We start from the raw sequence: 19,198 nt of genomic DNA on the forward strand, positions 1-19,198 counted from the left end.
AAATTTTATTTTATTATATCACAATTATAGAAAAAAAGTTAGTTTTGCTTCCATTTTTGGAATTAAAAACTAACTTTTTCATTTATTTTTCTAAATTCTTCTGGATTTTCTGATTAGAGCAAATTATCAATCAAGTCATCCACTTCATCTTTTTCAGCCTGCGGTGTAATCTCAGTAATCATGATTCCAGCCACAGCTCGCTCTACTAATCCTTCAACATCCATACGCGCTTCGTACTGCTCCGCATTCTTAATCTTAGGATTTGTTTTCGGACGATCTGGCGCAAAAATGGTACAACAGTCTTCAAAAGGCTGGATAGAAATTTCAAAGGTGTCAATTTCCTGAGCAATGTCAATAATTTCCAACTTATCCATTGTCACAACTGGACGGATGATGGGAGTGTTGGTAACCGCATTGATAGCCTGCATGCTCTCCAAGGTTTGGCTGGCTACTTGACCTAGGCTTTCCCCATTTATGATAACTAAACCATTTCGTACCTCACGAATACGATCTGTAATCCGCATCATAAAGCGACGAGTTAGAGTCATTAAGTAAGCTTCGGGCGCTTTGTCCTTGATTTCCTCTTGAATCTCTGTAAAAGGAACTTCGATAAACTGGATATTTCCACCAAACTTGGTCAATTTACGGGTCAAATCTTGGGCTTTCTTGAGAGCGCCTGGACTAGTATAAGGTGGGCTGGCAAAGTGAACGGCCTCTATATCTACCCCTCGTTTAAGCGCTAGATAGCCAGCTACAGGGGAATCGATTCCTCCTGACAACATGAGCATGCCTTTACCTGAAGTTCCAACTGGCAAACCACCAGCCCCACGAATGGTTTCATAAGAAAGATAGGCTGCTTCTTCACGTATCTCCACCTGAAGATTGATGTCAGGACTTTTCATTTGAGCTTGCACATTTGGAATAGCTTCAAAAACAGCACCTCCAAGGGTTTGATTGAGTTCACGACTATCCAACTCAAAGTTGTGGTCGCTACGCTTGCTAGAAATTTTAAAGGTCATGCCATCCTTGTAGATGTCCTGCATAATCTCTTGGACAGAAGACTTCAGAACTTCTACAGATTTTTCAACCTTATAAACAGGGGAAAAGTTTTGAATTCCAAAAACTTGTTTAAGCGATTCTGCTACTGCTGTATAATCTGCTCCATTGAGGTAAGCGTGGGCACGGTCACGATCTGCCGTTACCTTAACTTGGGGATAGATAGACAAAACGTCTGAAATATTATTGCGAAGTTTATTGATGAAACGCATACGGTTTTTGCCCTTGGTTGACAGCTCACCGTAGCGAATCATAATTTCTGAATACTGCATGAATGCTCCTATCTTACTTTTCTAGTTTGATTGTAAATCAATTTTAACTTGGTCAAGAACTGCTCGACCTGACTCATATCATTTTCAAGGTCTAGGCTAAGACGCACAGCTGACTGAGCCTTATCTTTATCTACTCCCATGGCAATCAGGGTTCCGGCTGGTTTTCCTTCCTTGGACGAACAAGCAGAGGTCGTTGAGATAAAAATATCATAGTCTTCAAAGGCGTGAACGATGACTTCACCACGAACACCCTTGATTCCAAAAGTCAGAATATGAGGGGCAAAGTCTTCCTCATCTGAAAAGACAGAAATATCTGGATAGTCCAGAAGTGCTTGGCGAATCACTGCCTTCATCTGACCAGTCTTGCTAGTAAAGATATCTAGCTTTTCCATAGACAAGCGGAGAGCCTTGGCTGTCGCTGCAATTCCTGCCACATTTTCAGTTGTCGAACGGTAATCACGTTCCTGACCACCACCTGTTAAAAGAGACGTAATCTTCTTGCCAGACTTGATATAGACAAAGCCAACACCTCGGACACCATGAAATTTATGACTCGAGAAGGTCGCAAAATCCACTCGTTCTGTCAAATACTTTTCAGTCGAAATCTTGGCAAGTGCCTGAACTGCATCAACATGGAAGGAAATAGTTGGCTTATCTGCCAAGAGTTCTGAAATAGCCTCAATAGGTTGGATAGAGCCGATTTCATTGTTTACTGCCATGACAGAAATTAGGATTGTATCAGGCCGTATCAAAGCTCCTAGAGCCTCAACATCAACAAATCCTTTCTCATCAACTGGAGCAAAATCCACTTCAAAACCTTGAGATTTCAACCAGAGGGCTGATTCTTTGACTGCTGGATGTTCAATGGCAGATACGATGATGTGCTTGCCAAACTGGGCTTTTTCAAAGGCCACACCCTTGATAACCCAGTTATCCCCTTCTGTTCCACCAGAGGTAAAGAAGATTTCATCACTTTTCTTACCGATTAAATCTGCAATCTGTTGGCGGGAAGCATCTAAGATCCGTGTTGCCTGGTCTCCCAAACGATGAAGACTAGATGGATTTCCTAAAATTTTTGAAGCCACCTGCATATAGGTTTCAAGGGCTTCAGGATAGGGCTTGGTCGTCGCCGAATTATCAAAGTAAATCATGTATTCTCACGCTTTCTAAAATCACTCCTTCTATTGTATCATGAAACGGAGCCTGCGACAAGAAAGGGCAATTCCTCTTTTTTTAAGATTTTTTTAAAGAATTGCGGTATAATAAATTTTAATTAAAGGAGAGAATGTATGTCTAATTATCGTAGAACCTCAAAACCAAAAACAGAACACATCAAAACAGGCTTCACGGTCTTTCAAAAAACCATCGCTACTATCGGTAGTATCCTTGGATTGATTACCGCAAGTATCACGATCATGAACGCCCTAGATAATAATAAAGATAGTAAAAAAGAACCTACGACAAGCCAGACCACAACCATTGTCAAAGAAATCCAAAAGGAAGCCCCTAAGGAAAACACTAGTCCTAATAAGGAAACTAACACTACCCAAGAAAAAACACAGCAAGAAGAAACACCAAAACCTAGCGTCAAGGAAGAGAAAAAAGAAGAGCAGAAAGCATCAACTCAGGATTCTTCTACTCCTACTCCAAGTAAACCTGCTACTGAAAATGAAAAACAGTCCAATAGTCCAACTTCGGAAAATAAAACTAATCAATAATCACTAAAATAGCCTCCTTCCAAACTTGGAAAGAAGCTATTTTTTATTGTTGTAAAACTTTTCTTGGCTTGGTACCTTCAGCTGGACCAATGACACCTGCCATCTCAAGCTCTTCCATGAGACGGGTCGCACGGTTAAATCCAACTGACAAACGACGCTGAATCATAGATGCGCTGGCTTTCTGGGTCTCAATGACTAGAGCCTTGGCTTCTTCAAAAAGCGGATCTCCACCAGAATCACCAGCTGAAAATTCTCCATCATTTTCAGAAACCTCACCTGGATCAAAACTCTCATCGTAGTCCGCATCTGCCTGAGCCTTAATGAAGTTTACGATACGTTCGACATCATCATCCGAGATAAAGGAGCCTTGGAGACGAACTGGATGATTTTCATCAATCGGTTTAAAGAGCATGTCCCCTCGGCCAAGTAGTTTCTCAGCTCCATTTTCATCTAAAATAGTACGGGAGTCTGTACCAGATGAAACTGCAAACGCTACTCGAGATGGGACATTGGCCTTGATCAGACCAGAAATGACGTCAACGGATGGACGCTGGGTTGCAAGAATCATGTGGATACCGGCAGCACGCGCCTTCTGTCCGAGACGAATGATGGCATCTTCCACTTCCTTGCTGGCAACCATCATGAGGTCAGCCAACTCATCCACAATCACGACAATGAGCGGTAACGGAATCTGCTTGTACTCAGACTGGGCATTGAACTCTTCTACCTTTGCATTAAAGCCTGCAATATTCCGAACTCCCACCTTGGCAAAGAGTTCATAACGATTTTCCATTTCATCCACGACCTTTTGCAAAGCCTTGCTGGCCTTGCGTGGATTGGTCACAACTGGAATCAAGAGGTGGGGAATATCATTGTAAACAGACAACTCAACCATCTTGGGGTCAACCATCATAAATTTGACTTGGTCTGGTCTCGCCTTCATGAGAATACTAGCAATAATACCATTAACTGCTACCGACTTCCCTGAACCCGTTGAACCTGCAACTAGCAAGTGGGGCATTTTAGAAAGGTCAAATGCTCTTGCGGTTCCATTAACAGCCTTCCCTAAAGGAATTTCCAAGAGATTTTCTGCTTTCGTTTGAGATTGTTCCCATAGTTCGCGGAAGGACACAGTAGCAATCTCGGAGTTAGGCACTTCGATTCCGACTAGGGATTTCCCAGGAATTGGTGCTTCAATCCGAACATCCTTAGCGGCCAAGGCAAGAGCGAGGTCGTCTGCTAGATTGGAAATGCGGTTAACCCGTACACCGACTGCTGGCTTGACTTCATACTTGGTCACTGATGGGCCAATTTCAGCCCGTTCAACTGTCACCTTGATACCAAAGCTAGCAAAGGTTTCTTCCAAGATTTTGATATTCTCTCGGACAATTTTTTTCTCTTTAGACTGGTCTTTTGGTTTATCAGGGGCAAAGAGTTGTAAACTCGGTAGTTTGTATTCAAGGGCTTCCTTGGCTGAAAAATCAACCTGAACATCTTCATCATCAAATGTTTCTTCTTGATTGGGGAATTCATGTTCAGCTTTAGGCAGGATGATTTCTGGTTCCACCCACTCTTCTTCAGGTATAGGTGGAAAATCCTGAACAGCTTCCTCTGTCAAAATTTCACCCGTTTCCATATCGACAGGGGGCAAATCGAGTAAGGCTTTCTCAGCTGCTTCTTTTTCTAATTTAGCCTCTTCCTCAGCCTTTTGGCGAGCTTTTTCTTCTTGTTTGACAAAGCGTTCCTCTTTTCGACGCTCATACCCTTCCCGCCATTTAGCAAAGACTCTACTGAAAAATTCAGCAATATCGTAAACAGACCAAGGACTGACTAGGAGAGCACCCACTAAAATCAAGATAGCACCAATAAAGTAAGTCCCGATATTTGAAAAGAGAAAGGCAGTTGGCACATAGAGTCCAACACCAATCAAGCCCCCACCAGCAAAACTGGTCGTTCGAAAACCAGTCAAATCAGTCACAACCTGAGCCATAGTCCCTTTTAAAACCGACTTATCCAAACCATATTTCCAAACTAAGTAGGCTTCAAAAATCAGGAGCAAGCCTGCAAATATAGTGAAAAAGCCAGATAAGAGGCCTTCCTGTTTTCGTATCCACTTGAAAAAGAAGAGATAGATCAAGAGAGCAAATATTACCAGATAGGCTAGGCTCCCCACCAGCAAGCGAATTAAATTGTAAAGAGTGATACCTACAGCCCCTAATTTAAAAGCTGCAAAAATCAATAAAAACGCGATTACTAGTGAAATCAACATTCGTTGAATCGCTTCTTGTCTTTCGAGTTCTGCTTTAGACGGTCTCCGTCTTGTTTTACTTGTATTCTTGTTTGCCATTCTTCTATTATACCATATTTCACAAGCATTTCGGAAAGAGAAAAAGATTGCACCAATCGGTACAATCTTTTCTTATATCTAATTTTTATGCTTGTGGTTTGCGGAGGTAACCATAAACCACACCACTCACGATTGCTCCTACCAAGACAGAGACAAGGTAAAGAAGAGCATTTGAAGTAAGAGCGATTACGAAGATTCCTCCGTGTGGAGCCATGAGTTTGATTCCCGTAAGACCAACGAGTCCACCTGCTACTGCTGAACCAAGAATGAAGCTTGGGATCGCACGAGCTGGGTCAGCTGCACCAAATGGAATTGCTCCCTCAGTGATAAATGACAAGCCCATGATGATGTTTGTCAAACCAGAGTTGCGTTCTTCTTTGGTAAATTTATCTTTGAAAAGAAGAGTTGCGACAAAGATTGCAAGCGGTGGCACCATTCCTCCAGCCATAACTGCTGCCATAGCTACAGAACCACCTGAAGAAACAGTTGCTGCAAGCGTACCTGTACCAAAAACATAAGCAGCTTTGTTGACTGGTCCACCCATGTCAACAGCCATCATTCCACCAAGGACGATACCGAGAAGGACAGCTGAACCGCCTCCAAGACCGCCAAGGAAATCATTCATAGCAGTATTGATTGCTGCCATTGGGATGTTAACAGCTAGCATGACAAATCCAGTCAAGATTGTTCCAAGAAGTGGCAAGAGAAGTATTGATTTAGCACCTTCAAGTGAGCGAGGAACTTTGACATATTTCTTGATAGCAAGAACCAAAGCACCTGCGATAAATCCACCCACAAGGGCACCTAGGAAACCAGATGAGACACCTGCAAGAGTTGAAGTTGCTTCACCACCTGCGGCATAAGGGATTTTCCCAAAGGCAAAACCTTCTTTGGCAATAGCACCAGCCACGAAACCTGCTACCAAACCTGGTTTTTCAGCAATAGAGTAGGCAACATAACCTGCAAAGACTGGAAGCATCAAACCAAAGGCAGCTCCCCCAATTTTCATGAACATAGAAGCTAGCTCATGGTAAGAACCAAGATTGCCAAGATTTTCATTTGGCACACCCAAAGCACCGTCAATCAAGAAGGCAAGGGCAATCATGATACCCCCACCGATAACGAATGGTAACATTTGAGATACACCACTCATCAAGTGTTTGTAGAAGGCACCACCAAGGCTTTGTTTTTCATTAGATGCTGTTGCAGCTTTTACACCATTAGCGGCACGGTAAACTTCAGCATCTCCTGATAGAGCCAAGTTAATCAATTCTTCCGTTTTACGGATACCGTCAGCAACCGGACGATTAATCAATGGTTTACCATCGAAACGATCCATTTCAACTGCCTTGTCTGCTGCGATGATAACAGCTTTAGCCTTGCGGATATCTTCTGCAGTTAGTTGATTTCCAACACCGCTAGCACCGTTGGTTTCAACCTTAATCCCAACACCCATTTCAGCAGCCACTTTTTGAAGAGCTTCTTGGGCCATGTAAGTGTGGGCGATACCTGTTGTACAAGCTGTAACAGCTACGATAAAGTCACCAGTTTCATTGGCAAGCGCTTGAACAGGTTCCTCAGTTTCTTCTGAAGCTTGGTCAAAAAGTTCAATGACTTGGTCAGCTGATGTTGCTTGGCGAAGTTTGTCAGCAAAACCGTCTTTCATCAAGTATTGAGACAATTCTGCCAAGGCTGCCAAGTGAGTGTCATTGGCACCTTCTGGAGCCGCAATCATGAAGAAGAGATCAGTTGCTTGCCCATCCAAGCTCTCATAGTCAACACCCTTGTTTGACTTAGCAAAGAGAACAGTCGCATCTTTGACAGCAGCATTTTTGCTGTGAGGCATTGCGATACCATCACCCAAACCTGTAGAAGTGAGAGCTTCACGCGCCAAAATTCCTTCTTTAAAGGTTTCAAAATCTGTCACATAACCGTGGTCTGTCAAACTTTTAATCATCTCGTCGATGACAGCTGTTTTTTCAGTTGCTTGCAAATCCAGCAACATAACATCTTTTCTCAATAGGTCTTGAATTTTCATCGTTTTTCTACCTCAACTTTTTCATATGTTTCTTTAATAAATTCTGCTGTTGCCAAGTCATCCGAGAAGGTAGTTGCCGTTCCACAAGCAACTCCCCATTTGAAGGCTTCTACTGCGTCTTTTGATTTGACAAATTCACCTGTGAATCCGGCAACCATAGAATCACCAGCACCAACTGAATTTTTGACTGTTCCCTTGATAGGTTTTGCGAAGTAAGCTCCCTCAGATGTGACAAGAAGGGCACCGTCGCCAGCCATGGAGATAATGACGTTTTGAGCTCCTTTGGCCAGTAACTGACGAGCATAGTTCTCGATTTCATCTAAACTTTCGAGTTTCACTCCAAAGATAGCTCCAAGCTCGTGATTATTTGGTTTGACCAAAAGTGGCTGATAGTCCAAACTATCAATCAAGGTCTGTCCTTCAAAGTCACAAACTACTTGCGCACCAGTCTTGCGTGTCAAGGCAATCAAATCCTTGTAGATAACATTTCCTAGGTTTTTAGCACTCGAACCCGCAAAGACAACCGTATCTTCTGCTGTCAGACTAGATAAAATAGCTTTCAATTCTTCTAGCTGAGCTGGTTCGACATTTGGACCGGTTCCGTTGATTTCTGTTTCTTGGTCTGCTTTGATTTTAACATTGATACGAGTATCTTCTGCCACTTGGACAAAACATGTCTCGATTTCTTCCTCTGCAAGGGTATCTGTGATAAATTTACCAGTAAAGCCTCCGATAAATCCCGTCGCTGTATTTGGTATATCCAAACGTTTCAAGACACGGCTGACATTGATTCCTTTCCCACCAGCAAACTTATCATCACTGTCCATACGATTGACACTACCGACTTGGACTTGGTCCAAACGAACGATATAGTCAATGGATGGATTGAGTGTGACTGTATAAATCATACTTCTATTACCTCCGTTTTCTCCTTAATAGCCTGCAAGAGCTCATGCCCTTGACTTGTGATAACAATAGCTCGTTTGAGTGGTGCTACCTTGGCAAAGCAAGTTTGTCCAATTTTTGACGAATCCACCAAGACATAGGTCTGTTTGGCATTTTCTAAAATAGCACGCTTAACAGCTCCCTCCTCCATATCAGGAGTCGTATAATAGCCATCGTCCACACCATTCATCCCGATAAAGGCACGGTCAAAGTGCAATTGGTTAATCTGGTTAAGAGCAACGCCCCCGATGCTAGCATCTGTTGCCATCTTGACACTTCCTCCAACCATGACAGTTGGAATCTGCTTTTCAACCAACTGTGCGGCATGGTGAATCGAATTTGTCACAACAGTAATATTCTTATTAACCAATTCATGAATCAAAAAAGCAGTTGTTGTTCCAGCATCGATAAAGATGACATCTTGTTCCTTGATGAGAGAGGCTGCCTTCTGAGCCAGCAACTTCTTTTCTTGAAGGTTTTTGACAGATTTTTCTTGAATGGTTTCTTCTTCCTGCAAGGAATGGGGCAATTCTGCTCCACCATGCACGCGACGAAGCTTGTTTTCCGCTTCCAACTCATCCAAATCTCTTCGAACCGTTGATTCTGACGTTTCTAACAAACTAACTAATTTTTCTAGAGAAACTACATGATGTTGATTTAACTCCTCTAAAATCAGTTGCTTCCGCTCTGTTTTTAACACTGAATCACCTCCTGTTATCGTTTACACTATTCATTCTATCACACTTTCTTTCAAAGTCAAGCGCTTTTTGTCATTTTCTTTCAAAATCTATCATTTTTCTTATTTCCAAAATTTTTATTGCAAGATAAGAGCCTTTATGGTAGACTATTTGAGTAAGTATTGGAAGATTACTCAAGAGGCTTAAGAGGCCGTGTTGGAAACGCGGTAGGCGTGTAACAGCGTGCGTGGGTTCGAATCCCATGTCTTCCGTTTATTTTAAAAAAGATACCCAAGAAATCTTGGGTATCTTTTTTCTTATATGCTTGTTTTATAACTCGGGTGAATTTCTTAGAAAATATCAAATAACAATTTCACATTGAGAATTGTTAAGATAATGGAAACGATATAGCCAAGGATGGTATTCCATTTGGCATTGGTAAATTCTCCCATCAGTGATTTCTTAGAAGTTAGATAAATCAGTGGGAAGATTGAAAATGGAAGAGCAATCGAAAGAAAGACTTGTGAATAAACCAATAACTGATCCAATGTTTTTTCCTGATGACCAAACAGAACCGCTACAATCATGACAGGCAACAAGGCAAAGAGACGAGTTGCCAAACGAATGAACCATTGAGGTAATCTCATATGCAAGAAACCTTCCATAACGATTTGTCCAGTCAAGGTACCCGTAATTGTCGAATTTTGACCACTGGCTAATAAAGCCAAGGCAAACAAGGTTGATAAGGTCGAGCTAGCTATAGCTCCTGTAATAGTAGAATCCTGCAAGGCATTATACATTTGAGAGAAGGCAGAAATCTCAGATGCATGGCCGAAAAAGAGAGCCGCCCCGAGAATTAATAGAAGGGAGTTAACCACAAAGGCCAAGGATAATTGGAGATTTGAATCCCAGGTCATAAAGCGCACCGCTTTTCGAACATCATCCTTGTCCTTGTGATTGATTTTCCGAGTTTGTGACAAGGAAGAATGCAAATAGAGGTTATGGGGCATAACCGTTGCTCCCACGATCCCTAGTGCCAAGGTTAATTGACTTTCATGCCCTGGCAAGGGACTTTCAAATAAGGTTGCATTCGGTAGATAACCCTCAACGATTCCTTGGAAGCTTGGATGTGACAAAGCTACCAGATAGGTAAAAATTGCTAGAATGGTTAAAATCAGTGTTGTCACAATAGCTTCAATCTTCTTAAAGCCAAATTTCATCAGAAGCAATAAGAGAAAAACATCCAACACGGTCAAGAGAATTGCTATCATAATCGGAATCTTAAAGAGAAGATTGAGAGCAATCGCTGAACCTAGAACTTCTGCCAGATCTGTCGCCATCAAGGCTAATTCTAAAATCACCCATAGACTATAACGAAGCCATTTAGGTGAATGATGAGCCGTTGCTTGAGCCAGGTCCATCTGGGTTACAATACCAAGCTTTCCTGCCATCTGCTGAAGTTGCATGGCAATGAGAGATGAAATCAAGATAACAAACAAGAGACTATACTTATAGGAAGCACCACCGACTACACTGGTAATCCAGTTTCCTGGATCCATATAACCAACTGCGACAAGAGCACCCGGACCTAAAAAGGCATTTAAATTTTGCCAGAAATGATTGTTATTTGGAGTATCGATAGATTGATTAATCTCAGAGAGTGACACTTTTTTATGAGAAGACATAGATACTTACCTCTTTCTAAACCTACTTTTTCATTATTTTCTATTAGAGAAAAATAAGATTGACTTTAAACTATTAAAACAATGAAAACTATATGAAAAACATTTAGTTTTTTCATTATTTTTCTTAAGGCACCTTAATTATAACAGAAAATATGATAAAAACTTAAGAAAATTCAGGACTTGATTTAATATTTAGGATACAACAAAATGTTGTATTCTTTTTTTGCAAAAGAATACCAAAGAATAAAATAAAAAACGTTGTAAAAACAACGTTTTAGAAAGATTTACAAAACAATGTAAATTATCAATGGAGCCGGTGGGAGTCGAACCCACGTCCAAACATCTGCTAACATATTTGTCTACAACCATAGGTTATGTATTCGTTTAACAGTCCCTCGACACATAACTCAAGCCTAGAAACCGCGAGTCTATCAATCTCTTATCAAGCCGCTAGACAAGACTTGATCGTATCTCGCTAATAATAAGACCTGTCATTGAACACGAGCAATCCAAATCGGGTCACGCCTGCTGGTTTTTAGGCAGCTAGAGCGTAAGAAGTGTTATTTTTTGCAGTTATATTTAACTGAGCGTTTACGTCGCCACACGAGTCGCAAAATATGCCTCATAATGCCTGTCGAATCCGTAACGACCCCAAAAGACAATAAAACCATTATACCTTATCTAACACAAAAATGCAAAAAGGAAAGCAATTAACTACAAAAGATAGTCTTTCAAAGATTTTGTCAAAACCTGATAACCAGCAACACTAAGGTGCAACCCATCAGTTGTATAATCTTTTTTGAGTTGACCTGCCTGGTCTGTCAAACTATCAAAAACTGGCACAAATTCTACCTGCATATAGGCAGAAGCAAGCTCTTGATAGGCTTGATTCCATTTCTGAATTTTTTCATTCGTGCGGATATAGACTGTCTGCTTGTACTCTTCTCCCTCATTGACTGGCAAAATAGAAAGCAATTTAATCTCAGTCAATGGATAATCGCGAGCAATGGATTGTATGATAGCTTCGAGGTTATTGAGAGCCTCATTCACAGGCACATCTTTTCCGATATCATTTGTCCCAATCAAAAGGACAATTTTATCTACTGCTCCACCGTACAGATGCGCATCTAGATTTTCTAATAACAGCCCTGTCTGATACCCTCGAATGCCTCGATTGACAATCGTCTTCGAAGTCCCAAATAGTTCCTGCAGAGGATAATATTCGACAATAGAATCCCCAATAAAAAGAATGTCTGGCTCTACAACAGAAACCTGATTTAAGTGACGATACTTGGTTTGGATTTTTTCTTGTTCCTTTAGTAACCAATTTTCTAATAACTGTACTGCCACTTCATTCTCCTTTTTCTAACCAGTTTTCCAAGATTTGATAAACTCCTCCTTGGCTATTGGCTGGCGCTAGAGCAGTAGCCACAGCTTTGGCTTTATCATCAGCATTTTCCATCGCATAGGCAATTCCAGCCATTTCAAGCATTTCAACATCATTTTCACTGTCACCAAAAGCCATGATTTGTTGGGGAGTCAAGTCCCAACGCTTGAGTAATTCTTCCAAGCCCCATGCTTTATGAATTCCAGCTTGAAGGATATCAATGCAACCATAGCCACTCGATACAGCCCGAACGCGGCCATCAAAGAGGTCATTGATTTCTTCCAAAACCGAACTCAAACGTTCCTCACCAACAACCATACTCATCTTGAGTACACCACCAACGAGGTCAGAGGTTAATGCATCCACAAAATGCATCCGTTGATAGAATTTTTCAATCATTTCTGGAGTCATAAAACTTTCAAGATCTGTAAAAATGGTACCTTCTTTGACGAAACCACCCTTCATCCCTGTTACAACAAACTGGTCCTGACACGCTCGAGCCTCGAAATGAGCCAAAGCTTTATCAACAATATTATCATCCCAAGTCTGAGCCTGAATCAATTCATTATTTTCAAAAATACGAGCACCGTTGGCAACCACCAGAACCACTCGATCCACCAAGTGCTCCAGTAGTTGCCTCATACGGTGAATTTCATTGCCCGTCGCGATGACAAAACGAATCCCCCTTTGATCCAACTGATCTAAAATCTTTTCCAAGCGTGGAATATCAAGCTGGCCTCTGGCATCCAGCAAGGTTCCATCCATATCTGTCGCAATTACTTTAATCGTCATTTACTTTCCTCTGGATTCAAGTTAGTCCCACTTTAATCCCACATGTTCGTTCATTTCTTTATAGGCTGTATCAATTCGTTCCTTAGTTGCTTCATCTAACTGGTCACGATGACTACCACCCTCGATGAAATCTTCTAAGATATAGGTTTGGTAAAGGAAGAGTGGATAACCTTCTGGAGAATAGGTTCCTTTCGGTGTACGATTTACCCAAGAAGGATGCGCTTTGGCAGTTTCAATTGTCGTCTTACCTGCTTTTTTCTTAATGGTCACATCCATGAGCACGCCACGCTCTGTCCACTTAGCATTCTCTTCATCTTGCATGGTTTCAATTCGTTGATTGGAAATGAAGTTCCCCATTGAATAGATAATGAGTTTCTTGTCTCCATCTTTTTCAACCGTTTCAGATGGTTCCACAACGTGAGGGTGCCCTCCAAAGATAATATCCGCTCCCCAATCAATCATCTTGTGATAAAGAGCCTTTTGTTCTTCAGTTGGTTCCAAGCGATACTCAACACCCATCTGAGGCATGATAATTGTGATATCCGCTTCCTTTTCTGCTCGTTCAATTTCAGCCTTCATCTTGTCTTCATTTAGATCTGAAAGATAGCGGTTATAGTCTTCTTGAGAAATACTTTGCTCAATTCCGTTAAATCCATAAGAATAGGCCAAAAGTGCAACCTTGATGCCGTTCACTTCCTTAATTACAAGAGGAGCTTGATCACGGGATTCATGCGTATACACTCCAATCGGTGTCATTCCTGCCTTTTCAATAGCATCTGCTGTTGAGACTACACCTTCTATCTGTGAATCTAGGATATGGTTATGCGCCAAGTCTAGCACTTGATAACCAGCATCCTTGATGGCATCCATGACTTCTCCAGGTGCATTAAATAGCGGATAACCAGCCAAATAGTGGTCCTTGTTTACAGTCCCTTCAAAATCACCTAAAATCAAATCAGCTTGTTTTAGCCATGGTTTCACATAATCAAAATTTTCATGAAAATCATAGGTCCCATCTTCTTTTAAGGCAGAACGATAGATAGGAATGTGATAGAGGAGGTCCCCGTTGGCCATAATTCTAGCAGTCTTTTCCTCTTCCTGATCTTTGGAGTTTTGATTAGTCTTATTTACTTCTTGAGAAATGGTATCCTTTTTTTGACTGGTCAAGGGGATTCCTTGGAAACTTTCAAACAACAAGACCAAGCCCATTGATAAAGCAACAGCTAGCAAGAGTATCGCAACAAATCCCTTATTGCTCCACTTGCGATAACTCCTAAAAAAGTTTACAAAACTCCTCATAAAACGAAAAACTGGTCCACGTTTATGTCTATCTTGTCTTCTTTGCATCTTTATTCTCCCTACTTTCTAATGCAAGCCTTTTCTTTTTATTATATCACAGATAAGTAATTCTTTCACAATTGAATTGAATCTGCTAGGCATTTTCTATAAAAGCTCGATGCCGTAATGCTTTCAATCCTTGTCATTTTGTGATATCATGTAGAGGTAATGAAAGGAGAGAAAATGTCTGCAATAGAACGTATTACAAAAGCTGCTCACTTAATTGATATGAACGATATTATCCGCGAGGGGAATCCTACTCTACGCGCGGTTGCTGAGGAAGTTACCTTCCCCCTATCTGACCAAGAAATCATCCTTGGCGAAAAGATGATGCAATTCCTCAAACACTCCCAAGATCCTGTCATGGCTGAAAAAATGGGGCTCCGCGGTGGTGTTGGACTCGCTGCCCCTCAATTAGATATCTCAAAACGCATTATCGCTGTTTTGGTACCAAATATTGTTGAAGAAGGCGAAACTCCACAGGAAGCCTACGACTTACAAGCCATTATGTACAATCCAAAAATCGTCTCTCACTCTGTTCAAGACGCTGCTCTTGGCGAAGGAGAAGGTTGCCTCTCTGTTGACCGCAACGTGCCTGGCTATGTTGTTCGCCATGCTCGTGTTACTGTTGACTACTTTGACAAGGATGGAGAAAAACACCGTATCAAGCTCAAAGGCTACAACTCCATCGTTGTTCAGCATGAAATTGACCACATTAACGGTATCATGTTTTACGATCGTATCAATGAAAAAGACCCATTTGCAGTTAAAGATGGTTTACTAATTCTAGAATAAAGAAAATCCCGTTGCAAGACGGGGTTTTGTGTTATAATAGAGGCATGAAAACAAATGATATTGTCTATGGCATCCACGCCGTTACCGAAGCCCTCCTTGCAAATACTGGAAACAAACTCTACCTCCAAGAAGACCTACGAGGTAAGAATGTTGAAAAAGTCAAGGAACTAGCTACAGAAAAAAAGGTATCCATTTCTTGGACCTCAAAAAAATCCCTCTCTGAGATGACTGAAGGTGCTGTCCACCAAGGTTTTGTTCTACGAGTGTCCGAATTTGCCTATAGTGAGCTGGACCAAATCCTTGCCAAAACACGCCAAGAAGAAAATCCTTTGCTATTGATTCTGGACGGGTTAACTGATCCTCACAACTTAGGCTCCATCTTAAGAACCGCTGATGCGACCAATGTTTCAGGAGTCATCATTCCCAAGCACCGTGCTGTCGGAGTTACTCCTGTCGTTGCTAAAACAGCCACAGGTGCTATTGAGCATGTTCCAATTGCCCGAGTAACCAATCTAAGCCAAACTCTAGACAAACTCAAGGATGAAGGCTTCTGGACCTTTGGAACAGATATGAATGGGACTCCTTGCCACAAGTGGAATACAAAAGGGAAAATCGCCCTCATCATCGGAAATGAAGGAAAAGGCATCTCTAGCAACATCAAAAAACAAGTTGATGAGATGATTACCATTCCTATGAATGGACATGTTCAAAGTCTCAATGCCAGTGTTGCTGCAGCCATCCTCATGTACGAAGTTTTTCGAAATAGACTATAAAAAAGTTTCCAGTCATCTGATTGGAAACTTTTTATGATTAACTATGTTCGGTGATAAACTTGTAAGCTTCTTGACCAGCGATAGCTCCATCTCCAACTGCTGTTGTTACTTGTCGAAGGTCTTTCAAGCGAACATCTCCAACTGCAAAGATACCGTCAACTGCAGTTTTCATGTGATTGTCTGTCACAATCCAGCCTGCCTGATCTTGGATATTCAATTCTTTAACAAAATCACTAAGAGGGTCCAAACCAACATAGATAAAGACGCCACCGAAGGCTTGCTCTGTCACTTGACCTGTTTTCACATTTTCAAATACGACAGATTCTACTCGGTTTTCACCCTTGATTTCCTTAACTACAGAATCCCAGATAAAGCTGACTTTCTCATTCGCAAAGGCGCGATCTTGTAAAACCTTTTGGGCACGAAGCTGGTCACGACGGTGAACAATGGTAACAGTCTTGGCAAAACGAGTCAAGAAGAGGGCTTCTTCAACAGCTGAATCTCCACCACCAACTACCAACAAATCTTGGTCACGGAAGAAAGCACCATCACACACGGCACAGTAAGAAACACCTCGACTATTCAGTTCTTCTTCTCCTGGAACTCCCAAAGGACGGTGTTTAGAACCAGTCGCTACGATAACGGTACGTGTTTCATATGTTTGATCATCGGTCATCACTTTCTTAAAATCACCATGGTCTTGGACATTCTCAACATAACCATAGATGTGCTCCACACCAAGATTTTCAAGTGGTTCAAACATCTTTTCAGCCAATTCAGGTCCACTAATATTAGCGTATCCTGGGTAATTTTCAATATCAGATGTATTATTCATCTGACCACCTGGCAGACCACCTTCAATCAAACCTACTTTCAGATTACTTCGAGCAGCATATAAGGCTGCAGTCATACCCGCGGGTCCAGCACCGATAATAATAGTATCGTACATATAGATTCCTTCTTTCTTGTTGTAACTATCTTTATTCTAACTCTTTCTTGTCAATCAAGCAAGGATTATGCCTTGAAAACAAGAATTAAACTCATAACCGCAAAGGATAATACTGGAACAACCAAGACACCAATCATAATCATATCATAGAGATGGGCTTGGCGAGCCTTGGCTGTCTTATCAACTCCCGACATGGCTCTCAGTCCAATCCAAATCCCTAAAAAAATCAGGACGAGGATGGTGGTCAAGATCAAACTCTCGAAATATAAAGAAAATAGTTGCAGTAGCATGATTTCTCTCATTTCTATCTTTTTTAAAGAGTAAACTCAGCTAGTCCAGCTAACTGAGTTTTCCTTTATCTATTATATCAAATATAAGTCCGTTTGTAACTAGCGAAGAATTCTTTTGTCCGCTCTTCTTTCGGATGGTGGATAATCTCATCCGGTGTTCCAGACTCAATGATTTTCCCCTTATCTAAGAAGAGAATCTTATCAGCCACTTGGGCTACAAAGGACATGTCATGACTAACCAAAATCATGGTCTGACCTGACTTAGCAGCATCTGCGATAGATTTTTCTACTTCTCCGACCAATTCTGGGTCAAGGGCTGAAGTTGGTTCGTCTAACAGCAATACATCTGGTTTCATGGCAAGGGCACGCGCTAAGGCAACCCGTTGCTTTTGTCCACCTGATAAATGTCGAGGGTAATGGTTTTCACGGTCAGAAAGCCCAACCTTAGCCAACTCTTCCTTGGCAATCTTAGTCGCTTCTTGATCAGATAATTTCTTGACAACAACTAAGCCTTCTTTCACATTATCAAGTGCTGTACGTCGTTCAAACAAATTAAACTGTTGGAAAACCATGGACAGCTTGCGGCGTAGGGCCAGGATTTCTTCCTGAGTGATTTTAGAAAAATCAACTGAGAAATCATCAATCTGAATTGATCCACTGTCAGGAGTTTCAAGATAATTGAGACTACGAAGAAAAGTTGATTTTCCAGCTCCTGAAGAACCAATCAAGGCTACAACTTCCCCTTTTTGAATATCTAAGTCCAGATGATCCAAGACAGTCTGTCCTGAAAAGGATTTGCTTAAATTCGAAATCTTAATCATTAACGAAGGTCTCCTTTCACATCTGTTTGCACTGTATCGGGTGCAGAAATAGCCATTTTTCTCTCGATGAAACGACCGAGGCTTTCAATTCCGATATTGACTACCCAATAAACAAGGGCAACGGAGATGAAGCGCTCAAAGTAACGATAATCAGCTCCACCCAGAATCTGAGCTTGGGCAAATACTTCCACAACACCCGCACTAAAGGCTAGGGAAGTTCCTTTGGTCAAGCCGATGAGGGAATTGATTAAGGTTGGAGTTGCCACAACGGCTGCATTTGGAATAATTACGCGACGATAAACTTGTGCTCGGGTCATACCCAGACTGCGTGCCGCCTCAATCTCACCAGGATTGACTGAGAGAATGGCTGCACGAATGGTTTCACTCGCATAAGCTGCTTCATTGAAAGCAAAGGCGACAATCGCAAAAGCAGCGGCTGGAATCGCATTGATATTGAAACCAGTTCCCCATTGCTGATTGAGAGCTTTCAAAGCCAAAGGAATTCCGTAGTAGGTCAACATGAGTTGCACCAAAATCGGTGTCCCTTTTAAGAAACTAACAAAGAAGGCCTGCAAGGGATATAAAATTTTGACACGATTGATTTTCACAATGGCAAAAAGAAGTGCCAAAACCAAGCCAAAAAGAGCACCACCAATTGTCAACATAATCGTTGTTGGAAGTTGTTGGACAATTCTCGGAATTCCATCAAAGACCGAACGCAAGCTAAAAAGCTTGCCATCCGGAATCAATTGCATCAAGTTTTGGTACCAATCTGATGCTAAAATCGTTGTAACATTCATAAAAACATCCTCTCCTGATAATGATTCATTCTACCATACTTCTGCCGTCAATGAAATTATTTGCTACGGTCAGATACAGACTTTGTCTACCTACTAGTTTATCATACTTTGAAACAGGGAGGTTATATATTTTATCTATCAAAGAGATAGATAAAAACTATTTCAATCCCAATTCTTCATAAGGTTTTCGATAACCGATTTGCTTAACAGTTCCATTTTCTACTAAAATGGGCCGTTTTAACAACATACCGTCGCTTGCTAGCAACTCAGCTGCTTCTTGGTTTGACAGACTTCCTACCTTATCTTTCAGTCCTAATTCACGGTATTTGATTCCACTGGTGTTGAAAAATTGCTTCAACTCGAAACCTGAGGTCTCTAGCCAGTTTAAAATGACTTCTTGACCAGGTGTTTCTTCCACGATGTGAACAGCTTTATAGTCTACACCGAGTTGGTTTAATTCTTGTTTTGCTTTTTTACAAGTTGAACATTTTGGGTATTCGATAAATTCTAACATG

18 protein-coding genes, 1 tRNA gene and 1 other RNA gene are annotated in these 19,198 nt (G+C 41.4%); 4 read left to right on the top strand and 16 right to left on the bottom strand.

The annotated features are described in order from the left end of the window. Positions 1-113 precede the first annotated feature (113 nt). On the bottom strand, positions 114-1,328 hold the full coding sequence (thiI, locus tag JQ841_RS06525; protein WP_203180464.1) for a tRNA uracil 4-sulfurtransferase ThiI: 1,215 nt from the start codon (positions 1,326-1,328) through the stop codon (positions 114-116). 8 nt (positions 1,329-1,336) lie between these two features. Continuing rightward, positions 1,337-2,479, bottom strand: a complete 1,143-nt coding sequence (locus JQ841_RS06530; protein WP_203180465.1) for a cysteine desulfurase family protein — start codon at positions 2,477-2,479, stop codon at positions 1,337-1,339. A gap of 138 nt (positions 2,480-2,617) precedes the next feature. Between JQ841_RS06530 and JQ841_RS06535 the strand changes: the two genes are divergently transcribed. Next, the gene (locus tag JQ841_RS06535; protein ID WP_203180466.1) at positions 2,618-3,046 is read left to right on the top strand and encodes a DUF6556 family protein; all 429 of its coding nucleotides are present in this window, start codon (positions 2,618-2,620) and stop codon (positions 3,044-3,046) included. 43 nt (positions 3,047-3,089) lie between these two features. Here JQ841_RS06535 and JQ841_RS06540 read toward each other — a convergent pair whose 3' ends face one another. The 4 genes from JQ841_RS06540 to JQ841_RS06555 all read right to left on the bottom strand — a co-directional run bounded on the left by JQ841_RS06540 (position 3,090) and on the right by JQ841_RS06555 (position 9,076). Next, a complete protein-coding gene (locus tag JQ841_RS06540; RefSeq protein ID WP_338015004.1) occupies positions 3,090-5,393 on the bottom strand; it encodes a DNA translocase FtsK in 2,304 nt (767 codons plus the stop codon). 85 nt (positions 5,394-5,478) lie between these two features. Then, on the bottom strand, positions 5,479-7,431 hold the full coding sequence (locus JQ841_RS06545) for a fructose-specific PTS transporter subunit EIIC (RefSeq protein WP_203180468.1): 1,953 nt from the start codon (positions 7,429-7,431) through the stop codon (positions 5,479-5,481). Next, positions 7,428-8,339, bottom strand: a complete 912-nt coding sequence (gene pfkB / locus JQ841_RS06550) for a 1-phosphofructokinase (RefSeq protein WP_000640798.1) — start codon at positions 8,337-8,339, stop codon at positions 7,428-7,430. Before pfkB ends, JQ841_RS06545 begins: the two co-directional genes overlap by 4 nt. After that, on the bottom strand, positions 8,336-9,076 hold the full coding sequence (locus tag JQ841_RS06555; protein WP_000920651.1) for a DeoR/GlpR family DNA-binding transcription regulator: 741 nt from the start codon (positions 9,074-9,076) through the stop codon (positions 8,336-8,338). The genes pfkB and JQ841_RS06555 overlap by 4 nt, the downstream gene beginning before the upstream one ends. A gap of 161 nt (positions 9,077-9,237) precedes the next feature. On the opposite strand from JQ841_RS06555, the gene JQ841_RS06560 reads away from it, so the two are divergent. After that, positions 9,238-9,325, top strand: a tRNA-Ser gene (locus JQ841_RS06560). 78 nt (positions 9,326-9,403) lie between these two features. On the opposite strand, the gene JQ841_RS06565 is transcribed toward JQ841_RS06560, so the two are convergent. The 5 genes from JQ841_RS06565 to JQ841_RS06585 form a co-directional block, all read right to left on the bottom strand. Further along, on the bottom strand, positions 9,404-10,738 hold the full coding sequence (locus tag JQ841_RS06565) for an Nramp family divalent metal transporter (RefSeq protein WP_203180469.1): 1,335 nt from the start codon (positions 10,736-10,738) through the stop codon (positions 9,404-9,406). A gap of 305 nt (positions 10,739-11,043) precedes the next feature. Then, positions 11,044-11,391: a transfer-messenger RNA gene (gene ssrA, locus JQ841_RS06570) on the bottom strand. Positions 11,392-11,452: 61 nt separating this feature from the next. Continuing rightward, the gene (locus tag JQ841_RS06575) at positions 11,453-12,088 is read right to left on the bottom strand and encodes an SGNH/GDSL hydrolase family protein (protein ID WP_000290665.1); all 636 of its coding nucleotides are present in this window, start codon (positions 12,086-12,088) and stop codon (positions 11,453-11,455) included. 1 nt (position 12,089) lies between these two features. Further along, a complete protein-coding gene (locus tag JQ841_RS06580) occupies positions 12,090-12,917 on the bottom strand; it encodes an HAD family hydrolase (RefSeq protein ID WP_203180470.1) in 828 nt (275 codons plus the stop codon). 21 nt (positions 12,918-12,938) lie between these two features. Then, positions 12,939-14,264: a CapA family protein gene (locus tag JQ841_RS06585; RefSeq protein WP_203180471.1), complete on the bottom strand. Its 1,326-nt coding sequence runs from the start codon at positions 14,262-14,264 to the stop codon at positions 12,939-12,941. A gap of 174 nt (positions 14,265-14,438) precedes the next feature. Here JQ841_RS06585 and def point away from each other — a divergent pair, with 174 nt between their 5' ends. Beyond that, on the top strand, positions 14,439-15,050 hold the full coding sequence (def, locus tag JQ841_RS06590) for a peptide deformylase (protein WP_001272956.1): 612 nt from the start codon (positions 14,439-14,441) through the stop codon (positions 15,048-15,050). 44 nt (positions 15,051-15,094) lie between these two features. Further along, positions 15,095-15,823 carry a 23S rRNA (guanosine(2251)-2'-O)-methyltransferase RlmB gene (gene rlmB / locus JQ841_RS06595; protein ID WP_000855720.1) on the top strand — a complete coding sequence of 243 codons (729 nt, stop codon included), beginning with the start codon at positions 15,095-15,097 and terminating at the stop codon, positions 15,821-15,823. 37 nt (positions 15,824-15,860) lie between these two features. Here the strand turns inward: rlmB and trxB are convergent, their stop codons facing one another. From trxB to JQ841_RS06620, 5 genes are all read right to left on the bottom strand, one after another. Next, entirely contained in the window at positions 15,861-16,772 is a 912-nt protein-coding gene (gene trxB, locus JQ841_RS06600) for a thioredoxin-disulfide reductase (RefSeq protein WP_020901890.1), read from the bottom strand. A gap of 65 nt (positions 16,773-16,837) precedes the next feature. After that, positions 16,838-17,062: a DUF4059 family protein gene (locus JQ841_RS06605; RefSeq protein ID WP_000926599.1), complete on the bottom strand. Its 225-nt coding sequence runs from the start codon at positions 17,060-17,062 to the stop codon at positions 16,838-16,840. A gap of 77 nt (positions 17,063-17,139) precedes the next feature. Continuing rightward, positions 17,140-17,883 (bottom strand): amino acid ABC transporter ATP-binding protein, encoded by a 744-nt coding sequence (locus tag JQ841_RS06610; protein ID WP_000590965.1) that lies wholly within the window; start codon positions 17,881-17,883, stop codon positions 17,140-17,142. Continuing rightward, positions 17,883-18,683, bottom strand: a complete 801-nt coding sequence (locus JQ841_RS06615) for an amino acid ABC transporter permease (protein ID WP_020901891.1) — start codon at positions 18,681-18,683, stop codon at positions 17,883-17,885. Before JQ841_RS06615 ends, JQ841_RS06610 begins: the two co-directional genes overlap by 1 nt. A gap of 157 nt (positions 18,684-18,840) precedes the next feature. Next, entirely contained in the window at positions 18,841-19,197 is a 357-nt protein-coding gene (locus JQ841_RS06620; RefSeq protein ID WP_020901892.1) for an arsenate reductase family protein, read from the bottom strand. Between the last annotated feature and the right edge of the window lies 1 nt (position 19,198).

This window comes from Streptococcus mitis, assembly GCF_905187535.1.
In the GTDB taxonomy this organism is placed as follows: domain Bacteria; phylum Bacillota; class Bacilli; order Lactobacillales; family Streptococcaceae; genus Streptococcus; species Streptococcus mitis_BS.